This window comes from Gracilibacillus alcaliphilus (assembly GCF_016909015.1).
Taxonomy (GTDB): domain Bacteria; phylum Bacillota; class Bacilli; order Bacillales; family Amphibacillaceae; genus Gracilibacillus; species Gracilibacillus alcaliphilus.
The window spans coordinates 137,215-160,552 of sequence record NZ_JAFBFA010000003.1; the positions used below are offsets into that span (position 1 = coordinate 137,215).

Consider the following 23,338-nt stretch of genomic DNA (forward strand, 5'->3'; position numbering starts at 1 on the left):
TTGAACATGTTCTTAAAATACGATCCCTCAAACTATCACAAATGTGACACTATACCTCGGCAACTCCACAACTAAGCCACTTGTATCGCTTGTAACCGAAACAGATTCCTTTGTCAGATTCTCTGGTTGTTCAAGCGAATTAACCGCTGTTTTATCAGCCGCCAAGGTGTTTATCTGTGCAGAAGTCACATCTGCCAGTTCTACACATCTATCTGTTTCGGTAACATTGACTAATTTCAGAATTTGTTTGTCAGATTCTGCATCATAGACCGCATTAATATATAGAGGTTCTTTCACTGGCAGTTTCGCTTCGACTTCATTAAATGTGACACCATCAATAACCGCAGTTACATGACGGTTCCTCACAGTCAACTCACAATGATAGGTTTTCCCAGTCTTCACACCCCAGATCGTTTGTGTCAAATCACTGACACGCTGATTTTTCGTTGCACGAATAATCGAATCTTGGTTTTGCCAGCCGCCTAATAACCAAGCGAAATGGTTCGCCTCATCCTCCATCCCGAATTTCAATTGGAAGCCTCGGTCCCACTGACCGCCAGTCTTTTCAAAATCAAAGCGAATCGTGTAATGATTACTGTCTATTTCCGTCAGAACCTTCAAATCTCGGTCTGAAATCGTATCGTCAGCTACTTCTTTTATTTCGTTATTCACATGATCAATCACAGTAAAATGACGGTAGGAAATAGTGGCCATATCTCCAGCAACACCGATCTTCCCGCGAATAATTGGCTCACCCATTACTTCTGGTTCCGGAAAATATTCTGCTTTCCAAGCAATATTGTGGGTGCCTTGATAATGCATGAACAGTTGTTGGACATAGTAATTCATACTGCCATATACATTGGCTTGATCAAACCAAATTAGATCAGGGCGCCAATTAACATAATCTACATTGGCAAGCATTGGTGCATAACAAGCCAATGCTACCTTATCCGCATTTCGTTCCAGCCCAATCATATAACTTGCTTCGACAACAGCGTTATACCACTCATTGCCCCATGAGGCATATTCGCCAAGAAACACTTTAGGACCATTTGAATCATACGCATCATAACGATAATGATTTGCTAACAGCCAATCTGTTGTTTGATAGTAATGCTCATCAACAAGATCAGATCCCCATTCTTTCGCACTTTGCCAGCCTCGCTCATATTCACTCCCTGCCGCAAATGGGCCAGCTGAGTTAATCAATTTTATTTCCGGATAACGTTCTTTAATTGCTTGATGAAAAAAGGGATAGCGGTCAAAGAAGGGCTGGCCTACTTCCTCATTGCCAATTGCTAAATATTCTAAGTAAAACGGCTCAGGATGACCCATTTCCGCCCGTATTTGCCCCCATGTGCTGTCAACTGGACCATTCGCAAATTCAATTAAATCTAAGGCATCTTGCACCCACTCATCAAGTTTATCTAAAGGAACCATCCGTTGATGATGCGGGTCAACACCTCCTGGCAAGACGGGAATTGGTTTGGCACCTAGATCCTCACAAAGCTGAAAGTACTCAAAAAAACCTAACCCAAGGCTTTGATTATAGCCCCAAGAATTGCGACGACTTGGACGTTGTTCGACAGAACCAATCGTGTTTTTCCAACGATACATCGAATCTCGGTCGGATGCATTTAGGCTACCATCATGAACAAGGCAGCCGCCGGGAAACCGCATAAACTTAGGCTTCATTGCTGCTAATTTTTCTGCAATATCTTTACGGCAGCCGTTTTTTCTCCCCATAAACGTGTCTTCAGGAAACAACGAAATCATATCCAGTGCTACATTCGCTTCGGGTAAAAAGGAAATGGCCAAGCGACCTTTGGCCGTTGTTAGCGTTGCAGTCAATTCCACGTCATAAGCCTTCCATTCCTCAGCAGTGATGATCAGGTTGTCTTGTGCAACGATCTGACCATCATTTGTTTTCAACGTAACTGTTAGCGTTGTTGGCTGCATCGAGTTTCGTGCAAATAACGAAAAGCGGAAGTGTTTCCCTTTTTCAAAATACATCCCTTCGTTAAAGCCCGCATTCTGAATGGTAAATGCCTCTGTCGCATCAATTTTTAAATAGTTGGGATTATTCGCATGAAGTGGTGCATCGCTTAATACTCGTAAGGTGAGCTTTTCTTGAACAAGGGGCTCTCCATACTCATTTTCCCAGCCGTACAAGGAATGGTAACTAGGGTGGTCTATTGCCTCAAATTCAAAGGACCGATTTTGCACCATTTCAGCATATAGCCCTCCATCTGCCGCATGGTTCAGGTCTTCAAAAAATAGGCCATATAAATCTTCCAACGGGGCAGCTTTTTTTTCAGGCAACATCGTAATTTTAGGTATTGGCTTCATTATGTACACCTCTATTGATTGGGATTGTCTTTCATAACATTTATCTAAGCCGACCATTTTTCATCAAGAAGCCCGCTCATTTCTTTATAGGATAAGGGGCTTCTTGACGTAATTATCTATGAAGTACGCAAACTAGTTAATCGCTTATATGCTGCTAAATCGCAGCATTTAACCAAACTCTTATCTCTCCATATTCACGATTTCCCCACATAAAATAAGGGATCAAGGTGATATCTGTTGATTCAAAAGTTGGTTTTTGATAAGAATAGGTTTGATTTTCTGATGATACGAGACGTTTGGCTTCTCCAGTCAGGTAAACCGCATTTGGTAATAAATCATCACAAACCTTCTCTTTTAACGGTGCTTCTGTTAACCAGAGTGTACCTAAGTCACCTCCATTATCCACTTCTTCTGCAACATATACTAACGGTCCTCTGACCACTGCTGCCTTGCCTATGTCCTCGGTAACGTTTGTATGGGCAAAGACTTGGTGCAAAGACATATCTAAGTCTAAAATGATTTGATCATTATTTTCCCATGTACGGTCTATGACTAGGTAACCATTCTGCAAATTAGCAGTCCTTTCTTTTCCATTGATCGTCAATGTATAGTTATCTGCCCATGCTGGAATACGCAATGCTATTTTGCCTGCAACAGAACGTGCACTGTTAAACGTAATGGCAATATTTCCTTCCCAAGGGTAATTGGTTTCTTGGGTGACTGTCACTGCTTCATCATGCCAAGTTAAATTGGTCTCACTGTCTCCATATAAATTAATAAAGATATCATCTGCCACATTTAATACAAAATAATCACCAATCGAGCCGATCAACCTCGCCAAGTTCGGCGGACAGCAAGCACAAGTAAACCATTTTTGCCGCTCTGGTGTCACATGTTTATGATCGTGACGTTTGCAGGCATGTGCTCCATCAATTTGTAATGGATTGACATATAAGAATCGCTTTCCTTGCAGATCCATGCCACATAGGGAGCCATTATAGACAGCGTTTTCTAAAACATCAGCATAAGCTCCATTCGGCTCTAACGCCAACATCCGTTTTGCCCAAAAAGCGAGCCCAACCGAGGCACATGTTTCATTGTACGGCGTGTCATTGGGAAGATCATAATTCTCAGCAAAGGCTTCACCCCATGGACTCGCACCAATCCCTCCATTAATAGACATTTTTTTGTTAACTACATTTTCCCACAGCGTTTTTACAGCTGTTTTTAAGGTCTCATCCTGGTTCAAACGGGCTAAATCTGCTACAGCACTATAAAAGTAAACGGCGCGAACGGCATGCCCTACTGCTTCTTTTTGTTCTCGGATCGGCAGATGGGCTTGAGAATATTCATGATCACCATGCCACCAGCTTTGGGGTTCTCGTCCTTGCGCCTCTGCTTCTACATTAAAATAATTAGGCTTCTTTCCTCGTTCTTCTACAAAAAATGTAGCTAAATCCAAATATGTTTTATCATTTGTTACTAAATAGAGACGCACTAATGCTAATTCTATTTCTTCGTGTCCGGGATATCCTTTGATTTGTCCGTCATTCGGCCCAAACACCTCGGCAATGTAGTCAGCAAATTTCTTAGCAATCTCTAAAAAAGGTGTCTTTTTTGTAGTATCATAATAAGCTACAGCCGCTTCTATCATATGCCCCGCGCAGTAAAGCTCATGATTATCTCTTACATTCGTCCACCGTTTATCCAGTCCTTCTTTTACTTGATAGTATGTATTCACATAACCATCAGCTAACTGTGCGCTCCCAATTAAATCAATCACCTCATCTGCACACGCTTCCAATTCCTCATCAGGATAATTCCGCAAGCTGTATGCCACACTTTCTAACCATTTGTATACATCACTGTCTTGGAATACCATTCCATAGTACTCACCATCTTCTACACCTGCCGCAATCCGAAAATTCCTCAAGGCCCGGCTAGGTTCTATATCCTCCAATTGATCATTTAACACCTTCCATTGGTAAGGTATGACGTTATCATTGACAACCTTTTGATAGGTCTCCCAAAATCCGCTTGTTATCTTTGTTTCAGCCTTCATTTTGCGTTCCCCATTTCTTTATAAGATGTATCTCTATCTTAATCGTTATGGAAACAAAAGTAATTAGAGAAAAAATAGAAAAGGTGGACAAAAGCTAGTTGTTTTAATAATTTCATTCCAACCTGCTCTTTACATTTTTTCAATTCGGCCATAACATTTTCGATAAAAACGTGGGGATTGTTGATATTTCTTGGAAAACAATCTGCTAAAGTACTTTTCATCTTCAAAACCATGTTGATTGGCTATTTCGCGAATACTGTCGCTTGTCGTTAATAAAGCTTGTCTGGCTGCTTCTAAACGTAAGGTATTCAAATATTGCGTGATCGTTTCACCAACTTCACGCGAAAACAAATTAGAGATATAGGCCTTGTTGTAACCAAAATAATGAGCAATTTCTTCTACAGTAACAGTCCGCTGGTAGTTTCGCTGTAGAAATTGTTTCATATAATCAACTAAATAATGCTTATTTTTTTTAGCATTCAATGGCTGTTTATATTTCTCGCTAATGCTCAGCAACAATGTATGCAGATAGGCATCAATCAGGGTTGAATCAGGAAAATCCATTTGTTTAATCGTCTGCATTTGCTGGATGAGGAGCAGTTCATTATCGAGCATTATTTCCTGCGAAAAAAATGGCAGCTGCCATCCTTTCCCTGAACCATCTGTCTCTGTTGCCGCTTCAAAATGAACCCAGTAAAAACAGACGTCTGCCACATCACCGAAGCCTGCAAAATCAATCTGAGGAGGAATAAGTAACATATTTCCCGGATGAACCTCCATTTGTTTCCCTTCAATAACTAGTTTAAGTACACCTTCTGTAACAATCATCAGTTCAAAGTCTGGATTAATCCGATGATCATGATTCCAAGGTTCATTCGTCTGAAAAAAACCACACCAGTGAAAACGAGTGTTTGCTTGTTCTATAACTAACACTTTAGAAAAGTCTATTTCTATCACTCCTTGGTTTGCTATGAGCAACTTCAATCGCTTCGAAGCTGACAACACAAACTTTTTGTTAAGGCTACCTATATAAATGCGTGTAACACTGCCCAGGTGTGTCATCCTATTGGCGGGATTTTGACAGATTTGTATAATGCATCAGTGGATCTGATTTAGGAATGACACGAACAAAATTCAAACACAATAGTTGTCTCCATTTCGATGTTGATTTTTTGTAATGTTATTTGAAGCTGAAGAAAAGCTTCTTCTTCCCCTTGATGATTGATAAACGTTTTACGCGTTATTCTTGGTTTGATGCTGGAGCCAAAAGATATTTTCAGGGACTGCTCTTCACCTTTTAATACAATATGATTGTTGCCTATATCATAAGCCATATCTTGCAGAATAAAGTTTTCTATTACGGAGGAGGGCTTGGTGGTAAAATGAAATCGATCTGTTAAAGTTAAAACTGGAAGCTGGCTTTTTTCCAAGACGAACAACCTGTCAAAGTGGATTAAAGTTGAATCTGAATAAGCCTTTGTCATATTCAACTGAAATATCTCTTTATCACTAAAACCTTCTGCCTGTTGGATAATTGCTTGATACCTTTCCCCATGAAGCTGAGTCTGACCGTTAATTATTGGAATAGAATGGCCTTTGCCGCTGTTACAGATGAAATTATAGCGCTTATCGCTGAAATATGCCTTATTATACTGTCCTGCCCCTAAATCCTTTAAGAATACTTCCCCTCCGCCAAATAACACAAAATGCCCTATATCATTATGATTATGAGGTTCATTGTTATGTCCGCCTTTAGCAGCGAAGGCATACGTATGACCATTATGTGTGATTCGCGAAGTAAAAACGGAGGATTGTTCAAATAAAGCGCTTGTGTCCGGCCAACCTGTGCCTTGCCATTCCGATTCATACCATTGCAGCTCACGAAAGGCTGGTGCCCACCTGCCACAATGATCGACTATTTCTCTCTGCCCTGCTTCCTTCATGGGTATATGTATCTCAGGGAATTTTTTGTGAAGATAGTGCGTAAATCCAAGCATTGGCTTGGCAAAAGGGGCCGCATCCGAGAAATTTATCACATGGTTGCCAGCTAAAAAGATATGCTGCTGAAACTGAGCTATCTTACGTACCTTGTCAGAGTCGAAAAATTCATGAATGTCACCAGTTGCCCTTTCTAATAAGTCGAAAAAATAAATAAAATACCCGAAACCGTATTGCCAATAACTATACCCCTCTGTACACGCACCGTCTGCTGCAAAGCCATTCAAATAATGTTCCATACTACATACTACACGTTCCAATACCATATCCAGCTGATTCTGATCCTCTAACATATAAATAGCGGCAGCACCCACTGACCCAGCACAGACGGAAGCCCAGTTATGATCGGCACGTTCCCAATGGAACGGTCCATTGTTGATAAAATTCCTTAAGACACGCCGATCTATTTCGATTTTTGTTTGATCTATTAAAAATGAATCTAATCGTTCCTCCAATAAATAGATGATTTCTGCTAATGAAAATGCTGTTTCAGCTGCAAATAAATCAATCGTATACTTCAATGTGTTTGATTGTTGATATGCTTCATAGCTTTGTCCTTCCATCTGCTGATCCAAATGGGCAGGAAGACACCAAGTAAACTCCTGACAAACTTGCCATATTTCATTTTCTAGCGGCGTCAAAAACAGTGCATTATCTGGATCGATATAACTTAACAACCCAAAAGTCGTTAATCGCTTTCTTCGTTCAAAATAAAGTTGTTCAAACGTGCTGCGTTCTCCCGTTGTTTGAAACTGCCGAAAAGTTTGAAAAGATGTCTGGCTAGAAGAGTGGGAAAGGAAATACGCTGCCTGTTTCTTTAAATGGTCGATCATTTCCTTCTGTTGGTCCTTTTTCATTGCTTCCCATAGATTATTTACATGATCTGTTTGTCTCATTATGGTTGCTCCTTTTTGTTAAAGATGATTCCTTATAACAGCCGTTGAACTTTTTGATATACGGATTATTTCGTACTTACATTTAAACACAATCATCAGATAAAGGACACCATCCCTGCCTTCCACATATGCTAGACTATGGCAGGGATAGCAATGAAAAAATAAGTTTTAATCTTATAAAAAACAGACAACCATTTGTTTAATGATTACTTTGATCTAACCATTGATTCGCTAAGTTTTCTAGCTCAGATTTCGCTTGACTACATGTTAAGTAGCTAGGTTTCTGATAAATCTCCAAACAAGACTGAAAAAAGTACTAACAACATTATTCTGACAAAATACGAGATAATTTGACATCCTTGACCGTGATCGTTTGCTCATCTTCTTCGCTGTCTGCTTTAATGGCAAATTGGGCAGATGAGATTCCATTATGGGATAAATGAAATGGTACTTTAAAACGCCCATCTTGATCAACTGCTACAACAAATGGTTCCTCAACGTTTTTAGCGTCCACTTCTAACCTTACATGAGTGCTTTCTGTTATCCCTTCTAAGATAGCAGTAAATTCATAATCCCCTTGGAGTAAATCTGTTGTTTTTTGCGAAATTTCAAAAGATTGCGCGTTATCTAATCTAACGGTTAAGCCATCTCCAGAATCGACTATTGCATCTTCATTTGAGGACAAGACAGACCATTCCTCTGTACCTGATGCAAAATTCGGATTTAAGACCCGATTGGCACCATCAGTAGTTGCATGTTGAAAGTATTCATAAACTACTTTAGGACCCAAGTCATACCAATCTACCATTCCCATAGTTGACAGACGAGAAGGATCTTCTTCTGTGTACTGCTCTTTACTGCGATAATCCTTAAAGTTCCAGAAAGTATATCCTATGGTATATGGCTTACTCACCGTAACATCCCAATGAGCAGCAAAGTTAGCTGCTTGCCAATCCTCTGTACCGCCTTCTGTAGCTTTCCCCCGATTCCCATACATCGACCAAGTTCCGTTTTCTGTAATGATGATTGGTTTGTCAGGATATGTCTTATGCAGGATCTCTAACCTCTCATCAAAGTCACCTGCACCAAAGTCCTCTGCATTTCCTCCATGAAAACCATAATACTGGTTGATAGTGAGCAGATCCGGCTCTGCTCGAGTGATGTCGTCTGGATGATGCTGTGTATTGGAAGCATAAGTGACCGGCCGCTCCTTCCGATCAATCTGCAGCACCGCATCACGAAGCATATTATAAAAATCGACATGTTCTTGATTATTGGACGTATTTTCGTTACCTACTCCCCACATGATGATCGAAGGGTGGTTTACCTGATTCCAAGCCATAGCAATCGCCAATTCTTCAGAGACCGTTCCTTGATTTAATTGATGTCGAATAGATTCGACATCCATCCAGTAGTTTTCAACCTCATCCATCACATACAGACCAATCTCGTCGGCATATTGATAGGCATAAGGATGACGATTATAATGGGCATGCCGAATAAAATTCGCATCTGCATCCTTCATTAAATCTAGCTCTTGTTGATACTCCTCAACAGTTAACGATCGACCAGATAGAGTGGATTCCTCATGCCAATTCGTTCCTTTCAAAAACACTGGCTCTTGATTGATCAGCAGATCTGTATCTGTTACCTCTACATCCACTGCCCCGTATTGAGCGGAAAGGGCATCTTTTTCGGTTATCTCTGCAGTTGCAGTATATAGATAGGGCAAATCTGGCGTCCACGCTTTCAGAGAAGGCGCTTCAAATTCAAATGGAACAACTTTGACTTCGTTTGCCTCCAATTGTACTTGCTTCACTTTAGGATCGATTTCATCTACTCCCGGATCCAACACAACCTCCATTTGATCTGGTTTATCTGTTAAATTGAGTACAACAGCCTGTGCCTCTATTTTTTGATCTAATTTGGAAGCTTGCATATTCACTTTCAAGACTGTTTGCGGGTTGGTTGCCTCTAGAAAAATATCTCGCATGATCCCACTGTAGTCCCACCAATCAAAAGAACCTGGCGGAACACTGTCCCGATCAATATATACGTGCGGCTTGCGATCAATACGGATGGCAATGATATTTTCTTTCCCTGTTTCAAGATAAGAAGACACGTTGATGGCAAATGGCGTAGCACCAAACTTTGAGTCCCCGACGCTTTGACCATTGATAAATACTTCTGCTTTTGGCCCCATACCAAGTGATACCAATTTAATAAATTGACCTTTCCAATCTTTATCCACCTCAATGATTTTTCGATACCAAAAAGAACCAAATTTTCGTTCATACTTACCATCTTCATAAGCAAAGTCTAAGCTTGCCGGTACATTTTCCGTTGACCATGAAGAATCATCAAAGTCATCTCTCGAAGGTTCTGCACTATCCTTGTAGATTCCCTCTTCATCATAATAAAAGCCCCAATCTCCATTAAGAGATTGATAAGAACGTGGCGTTTGCTCTAATTCCCAAGTTGTAAACGCTGGAATGGGAAAACCATTTTGATATGCAACTGGAAATTCCTCATGATCTACCATATGAACACTATTATCCTCTACTAGCCTATCCTTATCCGACACACTATTTCGTTTACCTTCTTCCATTGCATATACTGTCATCCAAATCCCACCAATCAAAAGAATAGATATTATTCCAATCAAAACATATCGTTTTCTCAACTAAATCCCACCTTCTATTTGATATAGCTCCTTGCCGGTTACTATCAACGCATTAAGCGTCTATAAGTTTTTCCAGTTGCATAATCAGTAGAAGTAGGTATATCCTGGATAACTACAGGCACTATATCGTTCAAGAATTTTGAAGTACTCCTTTGAACGAAGTCTCGCTTTATCGCAACATTAACTGTTAGGTATTGCTTTCTATCTTTGTTTGTTGAGATGTCGCAACTGCTATCTTCACTTCAGCCATGGAAACATTTGGTGATTCTGCGCGGATGGTCATATCTCCACTCTCTTTTGTACTCCTAACATAGGCAAGCAATTTACCATGATGCACCTTTCTCACTAAGGAATTGTATGGCTGTAGATCTTGTGCATCGCCATTTTCCAAGCCAAGGATTTCCCCTGAACCATCGATCGATAACTGAATTTGATTGTCTGCTGTATATACAAGATTTCCATCGTCATCGGCTACGTAGATTTCGATATGAGCCACATCTTGACCGCTCGCTGTTAACCATTGTGAATCTGCACTGATCTCTAATTTTTTTGGTTGCTGTACCGTCTCTAGTTCATAGGAATAAGATTGACCATCCATTCCTTTAGCCACAGCTTTTAATGTTCCTGCCTGAAAGCTAACTTCCCAAGTCACATAGGCTTTATCATCATCCACTTTTTTGCTTCCTAGTGATGTGTCATTTAGGTAGAGTTCCACTTCTTCACAGTTGGTAAAACACTTAACTTGCATCTCCTCTTCATCTTGCCAATTCCAGTGAGGTTCACCATAGCCTTCAGCTGCTGCCAGTGGGAGTGCACTTAAAAAAGCCATCGGTTCACTACTCCATAACGCTTGACGATAATAATAGCTTGGTTTCTTAAATCCAGCCAGATCCAAAAAGCCTGCTTGAGAAGCTCTAATCGGCCAGCCTTGTGCCTCGCCTAAAAAGTCAACACCTGTCCAAATAAATTGTCCGCAAATATAATCGTTATGTTTTACAATCAGCCAATCTTCTAAACTACTGCTGTTTTCACTGCCGTAGGTCACTCTGTCTGGATATTTTTTGTGGTCTTCTTCATATAAATGTTCCTTGTAATTGTAGCCAACTACATCCAATGTATCCGTATATCCTGTCCTATTCGATAACTCTGGAAAGGCAATCGCTGCCGTAACGGGTCTTGTTGTATCGCATTCTTTCACATAGCGAACCAGTCGTTCGGCTATTGTTGCAAGCCTTTCTGCATTTGGTTTATTAGGATCATATTGTCTTTCAGCGGCCGGCTTATTCGCATCATTATTACCTGTCATCGTCTTGAAGTAAGGATGACAATAAGGATCATTCGGATAATCTACTTCATTCCCGATACTCCACAGAATAATAGACGGATGATTTCGGTCTCTTAAAACCATCTCCTTGATATCTGTCTCTCCCCACTGCGGGAAATCCTCGTAATAACCAAAATGCTTCGGCGGATAAACGTTGTGGCCGGTTGACCACTTGTTTTTCACACCTTCCCATTCATCAAAGGCTTCGTCCATTACTAAAAAGCCCATTTGATCACATAGATCAAGGAGATATGGTACTGGCGGGTTATGGCTCATTCGGATGGCATTACAGCCCATTTCTTTTAATGCTTCGAGCCTTCTTACCCATACCTTCTCAGGAACCGCTGCACCAAGCGCACCCGCATCATGGTGGACACAGACACCCTTTATTTTCATATTTACATCATTCAAGAAAAAACCTTCATTTGAATCGAATGAGAAATAACGGATACCTGTTGAAGTAAGTGAATGATCAATTACTACTCCGTCCTTTATTATCTCTGTTTTTACGGAATACAAATAGGGAGTATCCGGTGACCAAAGCTGTGGGTGGTGAATTTTCATTTGCTGGTCTATACAGAAAGATGATTCTGCAGCTATCATTTCTGTATGTATGACAGAGTCAAGAGATTCCCCTGCTTGATCAAGTAGTGTATTTTTAATAACAACCTGTTCATCATTCGTCGTCTCGTTTGATAATTGTACATTTACTGAAACAGTCGCCTCTTCTTCGGAAACCTCTGGAGTGGTGACAAATACACCATATTGGTCAATATGGATTTGATCTGTAATAGTTAGATAGACATCACGATAAATACCAGAACCAGTAAACCAACGGGAATCTGCAATATCTTTATGATTTACTTTAACAGATATAACATTACTGCTCTCACCAAAAGAAACAAAATCTGTTATGTCATAAGTAAAGGAACTATACCCGTAAGGACGCTTTCCGATATAATAGCTATTACACCATACTTGAGAATTATTGTAGACCCCTTCAAAAGTAATGTAGACCCGTTTCCCTGTTAAATCCTCTGGTAAATGAAAATGTTTTCTATACCAGCCAATCCCGCCTGGTAGATAGCCTGTTCCGCTTGAATGTTCCTTGGAAAAAGGCTCTTCCACAGACCAATCATGAGGCAATGTGACATGCCGCCAATTAGAATCATCAAAACCCTTGTACCAAGCATCGATGACATCATCTCTGGTAAACTTCCAATCAAGATTCATATTTTTATTTATTCTTACAGTTTCCACATTCCACTCCCCCATTCTATAACTCCGCTTATTAATACCTATAATCCTGCCTCTTCAACTTCTGAAACAACATTAACCATTATCCAAAGCAGTACTTATCTGTATTTTCTTAATTTTATTAAAGAGTTGAGAAACCATATATATCGTTACTAACTTCAAAACACTCCCTTAAAAAAATAAAATAAATCCAAGTAAGAATCAATATATGAAATGGGTTTCAAAATAGGATAGGTTGACTGATCTATATTCTATTATTTCATTTTATGCATGTAATAATTAGGATATTGAAAAACAACCCATAAAACACCATTTAAAACTGACCTTTATCCCCGAAATAAAACTACCCTTATACGAAACCCTTTTCATAAAAACTTAATAAATTAGGTCTTATTTGTCAATACTTTTTTATGCATTCAATACTTGACATGAATCTCGTACGATTAATTTTGTTGGGATAATCCACTCTTTTGCAGGATTCTCTCCATTTATTAATTCAACTAACAATTCGACTGCTTTTTCACCTAAGAAATCATAATTTTGGGTAACAGACGTGATACCCGGAGGAAAATATTGTGCTAAATAGCTGTCATCAAAACCTACTACGGAAACATCTTCTGGTACACGAATCCCAAATTTATTAAGGATTCTAATCACACCTATCGCAATAAAATCATTCACACAAATGATTGCCGTAGGACGCTCTTCTAATGAAAGTAAACTTTTAGCCAGTTCCTCACCAGATTCAATATCAAAACCTTCATCCATTACCCAATCCATATTTATATCTAGCTGATGTTTATTCATTGCGTTGTAAAAAGCATCGAGCTTTATCTCCGTCGAAGTAACCCCTTTTATCCCACCAATAAACGCTATTTTTCGATGATTAAAATTCCAGAGTAAATCGATCGCCTTATGAATACCATCACTTTCATCTGTTCTCACTACATGTGCATCCACATTCTCCATTGAACCGTTAACAAAAACAACCGGCACTTGTTCCATGATTTTATTCATTTCTTCCACATAAGATTTATTTGATTTTACGTCGTTAATCCGTCCGCCTAAAAATAGAATACCGTCCACCCTCTTATCGATTAAGGTTTGTAAATAAGTAGACTCATTTTCATAATCATTCATGGTATTGCATAAAAAAGTGGTATAACCTAACGCTAACGCTTTGGTCTCCATTTTTTGTACCAAAGTAGAAAAAAAGGGGTGATTAATATCAGGAAGTATGATCCCTATTGTCTTGGACCTTTTGTATAATAGGCTTCTCGCCAAACTGTTAGGCCTAAAATTATGCTTCTCAATTACAGCCAATACTCTTCTTTTTGTTTCCGGCTTAACACGTTCATTCCCTGTCAATACTCGTGACACAGTAGATGGTGAGACTTTAGCTTCATTGGCAATGTCATAGATTGTTGTATTTTTTTTCATATCTTCATCCTATCTCCCTATATGTTAATAAAGAAAATCAAATATATCATACAATGTATGATAGCAACAGTCAAAATTTTAATGTTTCGTTATTTGCCCGTTTATACACACGGGATATAAGAACTATTACTAAAGCCTTTTGCAAACTAGTCATCCCATCCTGTAGGTTTAAATGTTTTAAATGACAGGATTTCTGGATATCTTTTCATCACTCACTTATGAAACATGATACTTATTGAAAGTGACGGATGGTTGCTAGATATTTATTAACTTCCTTTATGTTTAATCATATCTGATTCAGTTCTAAGCATAATCTAAGTCACTTCTCGATCGAACAACTGTAAAACTCTCTTCCGTTTCTACCATTTCATAGATTTTCGCACGTGAGTATGGGGGTGCAAAAGGTTGATGCAGGATAAGTAGCCATACTCCTTCAAACGTTTGAAACATCATTCCATGACCACTATCATCTTGAACGAGCGGATCCAATTGTTCCCAAGGTCCATATAATTTTCCGGATTTTGAACGTGCGATCGTTTGTACATACCCCTCATTGTTATAACTAGACCACAACATCACTAGACTTCCACTTTTGGTTTTATACAATTGACAGCCATCAGATACATAAACCGTTCGCTTATTGCTTGGTATTTTCTCCTGATAAATCCAAGGGGCATCAGATGCTTTAAATAAATGGATAGGCTCACCAACCGCTGCGGTCAAATCAGACTTTAGCGGGATAGCTTCAAATGTACCATCAATGATCTGTATCCATTCATGACAATACACCATCCATGGTTTTCCATCTTCTAGGTAAAGCGTACCATCTAGTGTCATGAAGTTTTCAGGAGGTATAGGCCCATCCTTTTTTATCAATGTAAACGGCTCTTCCAAAGAATCAGCAACAGCAATAGCTGTTCCCCTAGCATGTTGCTGACCAAACGCCTCAAAATCAGCTTCAATTAGAGATTCCTTATTATGTAGCGTTACGAAAAGAAAGTATTTCTCTTGGTAAAGATGAACCTCTGGCGTCCATATACCATGAGTAGGATTGGCCCACGTTCCATCAGGAACCTCGAATACAACAAATGGTCCCTCCCAATCAATTAAATTTTCGCTTATATACATTAAAACGCCATCACGATTTAAATCCGTAAACCTCGGACTTCCTGAAGTATATAAATAATACGTTTTTGTATCATTGCAAGCAAACACAAATGGATCATGCACCAAAATTTCTGAAAGTTTTAGTTCTTTTTGAGGGTTTGAAGTATTTGAGGCCCAATTATAAATGGTCATCATACTTGCTCCTTTCTTTTGCTATTAAAAACTACAAGGGGTTTTATACACATCTGTAGCAACAACATAATAGAAGAAAATGATCTGTTAAAATACATTTAAAATCTTCAGAGTTAGCCCATTCCTAAGCAGGATAACTAAACAAATTCAACGTTTGTATTCACGATAAATAAAAGGCAGGGCAATCATCTATTACTAACTGTGATTGCCTCACCTTTATGACGCTAGGCTTTATCCTTATTTTTATGGATTAATAGTTTAACTCTTCTAATGCCGCCTCATAATATTCATTAGCTTTTTCAGTTAAATCTGGGGCAATATCATGAGCATTTACCTCTCCATTAGTAATGGCGGTTTCAACATCACCATATTCTCCGCCAAAATATACCTCACCTAAGAATGTTTCAAATCCAGGAAGTGCTCGGCCACCTAAGGAAACAGGGTTTTTTGCCCTTTCTAAGAAATCGTCGTGATAATGCGAATCAGGCAATAAAGTACGTAATTCATCCCAAATTTCCTGGTCTTTGATTAATGGTAATCCATCAGGGTGTTTAAATACTAAATTGCCATTACCATCCTCCATGGTTTTAAACGCCTCTAATTTCGCTTCCCAGCCATCTTTACTCCAGCCAAAGAATTTCATCAATTCATACGCCTCACGTGGATGTTCCGTTGCTGGAGAGATAGTGCCAAAATCAATATAGGCCGGTTTATTCTCTGTCTCGGCGTTATCTCCTTTTGGTACTACATATGGAACCCATTTCATTCCTTTATCTGTAAATTCAGGTTCTGAGAATGCCCCTACCGTCCACCAGGCATCTATTTGGATTGCGACTTTCCCTGTACTTGCTGGCCATATTTCCCTATCACCAAAGGCAGCCTCTGCTTCATCGGTATCAAACAATGGGGCGTGTACACCACTGCGGATAAACTCCGCACGAAGATTTGCTGCTTCTGCCCAATCGGTTGTTAAATCATACTTTTCTCCATCCCAGCCGAATTCACCTACTGCATCTTGATTGACTATAGGAGCTATCGTTAACAATTTACCGCCAGTATTATATCCGAATATACCTTGTTCTGGCACAGTCATCTCTTGTATTAAATCGATCATTTCATTATACGTCCAGTCAGGCGAAGGCATATCTACGTTCATTCGCTCAAATAAATTCTCATCTAAGAATACCGCATATGGAAAATAGTCTGTAGCTGCAGCCATTTTACGCTCCCCATCAAAATATCCTGGATCTACCATCGTATCTAACAAGTCCTCCGTCTCTGGATCTGCCTCAAAATACTCAGTAAAATCGCCTAACCAACCATTCCGAATCGCAATATCTACATTGCCATTATACCAGAAGACATCAGGTAACTCACCAGTGCTTGCCAAGTTGGTTAGATTATCGTTCCAACCCTCTGTGTCTAACGGGACAACTTCAACCGTAATATTCGGATATTTTTCCATGAATTTATCTGCCAAAAACTCATTTAATTCATGATTTTTCCACGATGCATACGTCAATGTAATTTCATCATCCGTCATTTCCGGCAAGGTGCCGCTTTCTGCACCGTCATTCACACCGTTGTCACTCTCTGTATTACTCCCTGTATCATCGGACGAACACCCCACTGCAATAACCAGTAGTACAAATAACATAACTAATAACTTTCCTAATGCTTTTCTTGTCATTTTTTTCCCCCATTTCTTGTAATCAAAAGTTTATTATATTACGGTGATTATTCACCGGTAATACCAGTCCGATCCACACTTTCTACAAAGTGTTTCTGTAAGAAAAAGTAAATAATCAATAATGGTAAAACACTAATTACCGTACCCGCCATCTTTATCCCTTCATTAATTCTGCTGGCATTATTTTCTGCTGCAGGGTAGAGTGTTTCATAATTTTGTTCAAATTGCTGCAGCTGTAATAGTATCGTCGTAATGTCTGTTGACTGACTTGTTAAATATAACGTCGTCAAATAGGTCTCATTCCAATACCAAACAAAGGAGAATAAAAAGGATACCAGAAATGCCGGGACAGCCATTGGAATCGCGATGCGGAAGAAACTGATAAACGGACCGGCTCCATCGACTTCGGCGGCTTCATATAATGATTTAGGTGTTTGCTTGAAAAATTGATAAAAAATTAAGATGAAAATAGTACTGTTTATCCCTTGGCCCAATGCTGCCGGTATCCAGAATGCATTTAAAGAGCCAGTCAGTCCTAACTCACTAAATAAACGATAGGTAGGCATCATCAGAATTTGAGGCGGGATAATAAAACTAAATAACATCAAACCAAACAATAGCCTCTTCAGAGGAAAGTCAAATCGTGCAAACCCATACCCGACAAGAGAAGCAACCACCACTTGAAATAGAGTAGGGACAAAGGCTATCACAACACTTCCAAACAAGGAGTTACGTATATTCATAACCGAAAATGCCTGCTGGTAGTTTTCTGTATATAGATTGGATGGAATCCAACGCACGGCTGAATCCAGCAAATCGGATAAAGGCATCATACTTGTAATAAACATATATAACATGGGGTACAAGTAAACAAAGCCGATACATAAAAGCAATGTGTAGATGACAACCTTCAGTAAAAAGCCTTTACGATCATTAAAACCGAATAGGAATCTAGCTAGTTTTGCCTTGATAATCCGCCATTTTTCTTTCCATGACACCGACTGGCTGCGCATCACTCCGGTTAGGCTTGCCTTATGTTTTACTGTCATTTCATCGCCTCCTGTTCCTGCCATATGTTAAAAGGCACGTTTAGTTTTTCTTTCGCGAAAGGCTAAGGCCATAATAATCAGCATGATCCCAATAATAATCGCATACATCCAAGCCATTGCTGAGGCAAAGCCATAACCTCGTGTGGCATCAAACATGTTGGCATAAATTAGTTCAATAATCGGATTTTGGCCACTGTTTGCTAGAGAAACAAGGGTATATACCATATTGATTAAAACAATCGGCTTAATCGTCGGTAAGGTAATCTTCCAAAAACATTCCCAGCTTGATCCGCCGTCAATTTTGGCTGCTTCATATAAGCTGGGATCAATCTTTTGTAATACGGCCAGGAAAATAAGGATTTGTACTCCAGAATACCAAAGAATGACAATAATCTGACTGAATAAATCAGCCACCACACTGGCGATAAACAGCGGAAAGATTTGGGCTAAGAGCCCGATAATAATATCTTGATTTACTAAAGGAATTGAGGTGGCCCCTTGGTCAATTAATTGGTTAATCACGGGGCCGCTTGCCACAATAACCGGCAGGAAAAAGATCGTTCGAAACGTTCCTTTAAATTTAATCTGTTGATTAAGCAGTACCGCTATAATCAAGGCAAATACAACAATGACCGGCACGCGCAGTAAGGTGTTTAAGGCAAAGCCAAGTAACTCCTGCAAGAAAAACATATCTTTCAGCCACACATCGAGATAATTGTTTAATCCAACATATCGAAACTGTAATCCAACCGGTGTGATACGCATACTGTTTAAACTGTAGTAGAAGGATTGTGCCATCGGCCACATCACTAATAATAGGAAACCTATCAACCAAGGCAGAATAAACAAGTAGCCGTAAATCGTATGTCGTTTTATTTTCATTCGCTGTGCACCACCTTATAAGACAAGCCATCAATACGCTGGTCATCTATCTCTTGTTCCGTATCGCTGTAGTTGACATAGATGTCTACTTCATTATCATACGTAACCTTGGTTACACTGCCAAAGCGCTCATGTCCAATAATCCGGGCACCTTCGATGTATTGATGGATGGCTTGCAGTTCTTGGTAATAGGAAGGAATGATCTCTCGATATCTTTCATATTGCGAACTGTAAATCTCCGACGAGTTGGTATTTTTCAAGGCTGCCGGATCTTCTTCCGTAATATAGAAGGAAGGGGATAGTCCTTGTTCTACCAGTTGTAAGAAAAATTCCTCCTGATTGGCTTGGAAATTCGTATATTCCGCATACATGGGAACCAATCCTTTTAAGGTCAGTGCGATAAAGGGAATATCCTCATCGGTAAAGACATAATCAGATGACTTGGTTGGTAAATCGATAATGGCATTGGTTTCATTCCATAAGTATGCAAAAGGCTGTTCTAACACTAAATCGAATTCTTGATGATAGGTCTCGATGATGTCTTGATATTGATTTTTGGTTGCCATTCGATCAAACTCTTGGTTACCTTCACTATAAGAAAATAAATGATTAGAAATACCGCTTAAGGCGATTTGTGAGACACCTTCGTTCTGATACTCCTGCTTCATGTTGTTTAGCAGTGCAACAGAAGAGGCTGGATTCAAATAGTTAAAGGACTGATAGACATTGCCATAGACATTATCTGAATGTGTACGTTTATTGAATTTTTTCATCAGTTTATATCTCGTTTGCGTTAACTCCTCCATATTGATACGCAAGGCATCTTGATAAAGAAACAGATTAATATTCTCCGTTTGAGACCAATCTAATAACTCATGTAAGGCTAATTCCTTCTCTAAACCAGACTCTGGGCGATATGACCGCACTGGCAAGCCGCCATAGAGTCCTTTATGCTGCCAGCCTTTATAGATTGATAACATATTAGCTACACCATCATTTTGTAAGTGCTGCAGTATTTGCTGTGCCTCGTCAAAGGTGGTCATCACAACATCCTTTTTCATCAGTAATCCATCTTCTACTTCCGCACCTAAGAAATCCACCCTTGCCTTAAACTCTTCTGTTTTTTGATTAATCAGTTTATTATCTAATAAATAATCTCGATAGGTAGAAGCGAGTCCCATATAATTCGCATGATTTTTTGAAACAAATTGATAATGAATTTTAATATCAAAGTCATTTCTATTCTTCTGACGAACTGGCATGATACCTCCGTCTTGGCTGGTCGGTTGGTTATAAACTTGACGATAAATAAATTTAGCGGTAATCCAATTATAAGGAAGGATGGCTCCGCTAGGGTAAGCTTCTATCTGTGCACTAAACTCCCCTTCTTCGATAATACCTAAGTAACCGATTTCTGCGTCTGTCTGTACCATACCAAACACAGGTGCTAAAATATTTTCAGGATCATTGAATGGATCCTTATCATTAAACAAGGACAAGACATAAGGGTCATCAATACCAACATTTCTGCCATACACCATTTCTGAGTATGGTTGTCTGTATCGGCCATCATTATCTTTTAAATGTATTAACGCCCCTGATCCGTCTGGGATAAACATGTAACCATCACGTTCCCCTAACTGGGAATAGCCGAGAAATGGATAAATGTAAAAGCCGGAAATCTTATAACGATCAGAGTTTTCTTCTATAGATTCTTGAGGAATGTCAACAGTTACTCCTTCATTTGTTAAAGATACTTGGACCTCAAAGCCGATTTCTAATTCAGGGTAATAGATATTCGCTATAAATCCAGTATCCGTTTTGGCAATTTCTTTAGTTGGATTTTCAGAATACATATCTGCCCGATGAACAACAATATTGGTATCAACCAAATATTCCATCACAACTCCCGATGTAGTAAAGTTTTTCCATGATTCATTACTGTCAATCGGATCCTTGACCGTCGAATACATGACAGCACCGGTCTGTTTGTCTCGCAAAATAACCGATAGATTCTCTTCTTTTAAATAAAGCTCATATGTTTCATTGTCGATCCAGAAGACATGATCATCAATTTCATCTCGTTTTTCTGTTATGATTTGAGCCCTTGCCTCTATTGCTACTTCTTCTTCAATTTGCTCTGGAACGATATCTTCTGCCTGTTCTTCACCTTGTTCCACTTCTTCATTCTCTGCACCTTCACTATCTTGTTCTTCTGTGTTTTCTGCAACTGGTACATCAGGTGTAACTGGCCCATCAATCGCCTGTTCGCCATCATCATTTTGTATAACCAAGTAGATAAAGGCACTGGTGATCAAGAGGAAGGTTATCCATTTTATAATCGTTGTTAATTTAGGTTTAGCGATTTTCAAAACGATACACCCCCTCATTAATAATCGAAATAATAAACTGTATCATCTGCAAAATCAGTATATATACGATAAATAATAATAATAATAGGATCAAAATCATAAACAGAGTTAATAAAATGATTTTAATGGTCTCTTTATTTGTATAACCATTTATTTCCTTTATCATGATATAAAGCAATACCGCAACCCACGCATAAATAATGAAATTTGCGAGGTAGAGAAGATAGGCCTCATTATAAGTAAGTACATTGCTAATCAAAATAAGGAATGGTTTAAAAACAAAATAGGGTGCAAAGGCATAGACAAAACCGCTGAATATATGTTGAAACTTTCCCTCTCCATCATTAATCGTACATATTAAATAGAGAGATGAGATTACTAATAAGAACGCCCCCAAAAACATCCCTGTATCTAATCCAAGTGTATATTCTCCATCCCTTACATAGCGGAAGATAAATCCGGAGAAGTATTTCTCAGCAATAAAAAGCATAAAGAAAATCAATATCCATATCACGGTCGATAGCATGCCCGTTTTATTTTCGTGCTGAATGCTGTAATAACTATTTAACGGATGACGGATCATGTTTTTCATAAACACGATATCGTCCCACCATTTCAAGCGGAATCGCGCACGCACTTTGTTGCGTATCCGATGAGTCCATTGATATTTCTTATTAAGGAAGGAGAATAGCTTGCGTAAGATCACAAGTCCTATGAGTATATAAACGAGATATATAATATGTTCTCTCATCCATGTATTGCGAACTTCCCAGAAGGCATCCGAATATCCCTCTTTATATTTGGCTTGCCGGAAGGCTTCAGAGGCTTCTTGGTAATTCTCCTCTTTGAAATAAGCTTCCCCAAGCCCTAAATAGGCAAAGTCAAACAACCCATTTAACCGAATGACCTCCTGCCAAGGCTCTTTACTCATGGCGTAATCTCCGTTTTGATAAAGTTCCAAGCTGGTATGAACAAGATCGGCAAACTCAGTTGGTCGAAAGATTTGTATTTGATTCTTTTCAGGGTCTAAGGCATAAATTTGATCATGTTCATCAAGAGCAATGGCCGATATTTTGTTAAACAAACCGACCCGCTGACGCCCATCATCTTGTCCACCAAAGACAAATAATAAGTTTCCTTCGCTTGTATATTCATAGATAAACCCATTTTCGCCAGCGACAAAGATGTTATCTAATGATCCTAACCCGACAGAGATAGGGAAGTCATCATATACAGTGGTCTCTAAGATATTTTGCCCAGCAACATTTAATTTGCGTATCCCTTCGACATTTTCTCCTTGTGAAACGGCATATACTAATCCCTTTTCATCCATATTAATATTCGTAGCAGTTGCCGGAATGATATCGAGCATTCGGCTTAATTGCTCTTCTGTAAAGATTGCTTTACGGAAGGCGGTGAGAGGTGTTACCACTGTCTGGTTGGGAGCAAAGTAACCAATAAACTCTCCTGTGTTGGCATTCATTTGAATAATTCCGTTCGGATTACCGCTGGAAATGATGTAAATATTGTCACGGCGGTCTACAGCTACCTTTTGAGGAATAAAGTTAGCCGTCTCCCCGAATAAGACACTATCCGGCCGCTCAAATTCTTGTAACAGCTTTCCATCTAATTGAAAAACAAATATTTTTGCTGCGACCTCATCTGCTACATATAACTTGTCATCATGGGAAAGGAAAATTCCCGTCGGCCTTTGTAGTATATCCTCTCCAATTACTTGGACCAGTTCTCCTGTGGAAGTACCGACCAAAATACGCTGGTTGCCTGTATCAGCAATGTAAATCAAGCCATCCTTGCCAATTTTCATATCCTGTGCTTGGATAAATAGTTCATCATCCAATTGCACAATCGTTTCTCGTACTGTATAGGCAGTTTGTGTTTCTACATATTGTCCATAGCCATCTTCGGTGAAGGTTTTGTACGCTGTATTAGCAAGCACACTTTCGGATGTCAGTGTAAAGGTTAATACAACGAATAACATCACCTGTATTAAATTTTTTATCTTCGTCATTATTA

General features: G+C 39.3%; 13 protein-coding genes. All 13 read right to left on the bottom strand.

From position 1 onward, the window contains the following. Window positions 1-27 precede the first annotated feature (27 nt). Window positions 28-2,352: an alpha-L-arabinofuranosidase C-terminal domain-containing protein gene (locus tag JOD18_RS03590; RefSeq protein WP_204667572.1), complete on the bottom strand. Its 2,325-nt coding sequence runs from the start codon at window positions 2,350-2,352 to the stop codon at window positions 28-30. Between the two features lie 154 nt (window positions 2,353-2,506). Further along, on the bottom strand, window positions 2,507-4,414 hold the full coding sequence (locus JOD18_RS03595) for a glycoside hydrolase family 127 protein (RefSeq protein WP_204667573.1): 1,908 nt from the start codon (window positions 4,412-4,414) through the stop codon (window positions 2,507-2,509). 129 nt (window positions 4,415-4,543) lie between these two features. After that, window positions 4,544-5,371 (bottom strand): helix-turn-helix domain-containing protein, encoded by an 828-nt coding sequence (locus JOD18_RS03600; RefSeq protein WP_204667574.1) that lies wholly within the window; start codon window positions 5,369-5,371, stop codon window positions 4,544-4,546. A gap of 155 nt (window positions 5,372-5,526) precedes the next feature. Further along, complete coding sequence (locus JOD18_RS03605) at window positions 5,527-7,308, bottom strand: heparinase II/III family protein (RefSeq protein ID WP_239587898.1); 1,782 nt, start codon at window positions 7,306-7,308, stop codon at window positions 5,527-5,529. A 325-nt stretch (window positions 7,309-7,633) separates the two neighbouring features. Further along, entirely contained in the window at window positions 7,634-9,991 is a 2,358-nt protein-coding gene (locus tag JOD18_RS03610; RefSeq protein WP_204667575.1) for a glycoside hydrolase family 2 protein, read from the bottom strand. A gap of 187 nt (window positions 9,992-10,178) precedes the next feature. Next, window positions 10,179-12,575, bottom strand: a complete 2,397-nt coding sequence (locus JOD18_RS03615) for a glycoside hydrolase family 2 TIM barrel-domain containing protein (protein ID WP_204667576.1) — start codon at window positions 12,573-12,575, stop codon at window positions 10,179-10,181. Between the two features lie 405 nt (window positions 12,576-12,980). Next, window positions 12,981-14,012 carry a LacI family DNA-binding transcriptional regulator gene (locus JOD18_RS03620; RefSeq protein WP_204667577.1) on the bottom strand — a complete coding sequence of 344 codons (1,032 nt, stop codon included), beginning with the start codon at window positions 14,010-14,012 and terminating at the stop codon, window positions 12,981-12,983. Window positions 14,013-14,315: 303 nt separating this feature from the next. After that, window positions 14,316-15,311, bottom strand: a complete 996-nt coding sequence (locus JOD18_RS03625) for a glycoside hydrolase family 43 protein (protein ID WP_204667578.1) — start codon at window positions 15,309-15,311, stop codon at window positions 14,316-14,318. Between the two features lie 250 nt (window positions 15,312-15,561). After that, window positions 15,562-17,001, bottom strand: a complete 1,440-nt coding sequence (locus JOD18_RS03630) for an ABC transporter substrate-binding protein (protein WP_204667579.1) — start codon at window positions 16,999-17,001, stop codon at window positions 15,562-15,564. A 47-nt stretch (window positions 17,002-17,048) separates the two neighbouring features. Continuing rightward, a complete protein-coding gene (locus JOD18_RS03635) occupies window positions 17,049-18,050 on the bottom strand; it encodes a carbohydrate ABC transporter permease (RefSeq protein ID WP_239587899.1) in 1,002 nt (333 codons plus the stop codon). A 27-nt stretch (window positions 18,051-18,077) separates the two neighbouring features. After that, a complete protein-coding gene (locus JOD18_RS03640) occupies window positions 18,078-18,932 on the bottom strand; it encodes a carbohydrate ABC transporter permease (RefSeq protein WP_204667580.1) in 855 nt (284 codons plus the stop codon). Further along, entirely contained in the window at window positions 18,929-21,304 is a 2,376-nt protein-coding gene (locus tag JOD18_RS03645; protein ID WP_204667581.1) for a DUF5696 domain-containing protein, read from the bottom strand. Before JOD18_RS03645 ends, JOD18_RS03640 begins: the two co-directional genes overlap by 4 nt. Further along, window positions 21,291-23,333 (bottom strand): YIP1 family protein, encoded by a 2,043-nt coding sequence (locus JOD18_RS03650; RefSeq protein ID WP_204667582.1) that lies wholly within the window; start codon window positions 23,331-23,333, stop codon window positions 21,291-21,293. Before JOD18_RS03650 ends, JOD18_RS03645 begins: the two co-directional genes overlap by 14 nt. Between the last annotated feature and the right edge of the window lie 5 nt (window positions 23,334-23,338).

What these genes read in the sequence shown, in the direction of transcription:
- JOD18_RS03625 (WP_204667578.1), bottom strand. Translation starts at nt 15,311, where the DNA reads ATGACCATTTATAATTGGGCCTCAAATACTTCAAACCCTCAAAAAGAA.
- JOD18_RS03640 (WP_204667580.1), bottom strand. Translation starts at nt 18,932, where the DNA reads ATGAAAATAAAACGACATACGATTTACGGCTACTTGTTTATTCTGCCT.
- JOD18_RS03635 (WP_239587899.1), bottom strand. Translation starts at nt 18,050, where the DNA reads ATGACAGTAAAACATAAGGCAAGCCTAACCGGAGTGATGCGCAGCCAG.
- JOD18_RS03605 (WP_239587898.1), bottom strand. Translation starts at nt 7,308, where the DNA reads ATGAGACAAACAGATCATGTAAATAATCTATGGGAAGCAATGAAAAAG.
- JOD18_RS03620 (WP_204667577.1), bottom strand. Translation starts at nt 14,012, where the DNA reads ATGAAAAAAAATACAACAATCTATGACATTGCCAATGAAGCTAAAGTC.
- JOD18_RS03590 (WP_204667572.1), bottom strand. Translation starts at nt 2,352, where the DNA reads ATGAAGCCAATACCTAAAATTACGATGTTGCCTGAAAAAAAAGCTGCC.
- JOD18_RS03650 (WP_204667582.1), bottom strand. Translation starts at nt 23,333, where the DNA reads ATGACGAAGATAAAAAATTTAATACAGGTGATGTTATTCGTTGTATTA.
- JOD18_RS03595 (WP_204667573.1), bottom strand. Translation starts at nt 4,414, where the DNA reads ATGAAGGCTGAAACAAAGATAACAAGCGGATTTTGGGAGACCTATCAA.
- JOD18_RS03630 (WP_204667579.1), bottom strand. Translation starts at nt 17,001, where the DNA reads ATGACAAGAAAAGCATTAGGAAAGTTATTAGTTATGTTATTTGTACTA.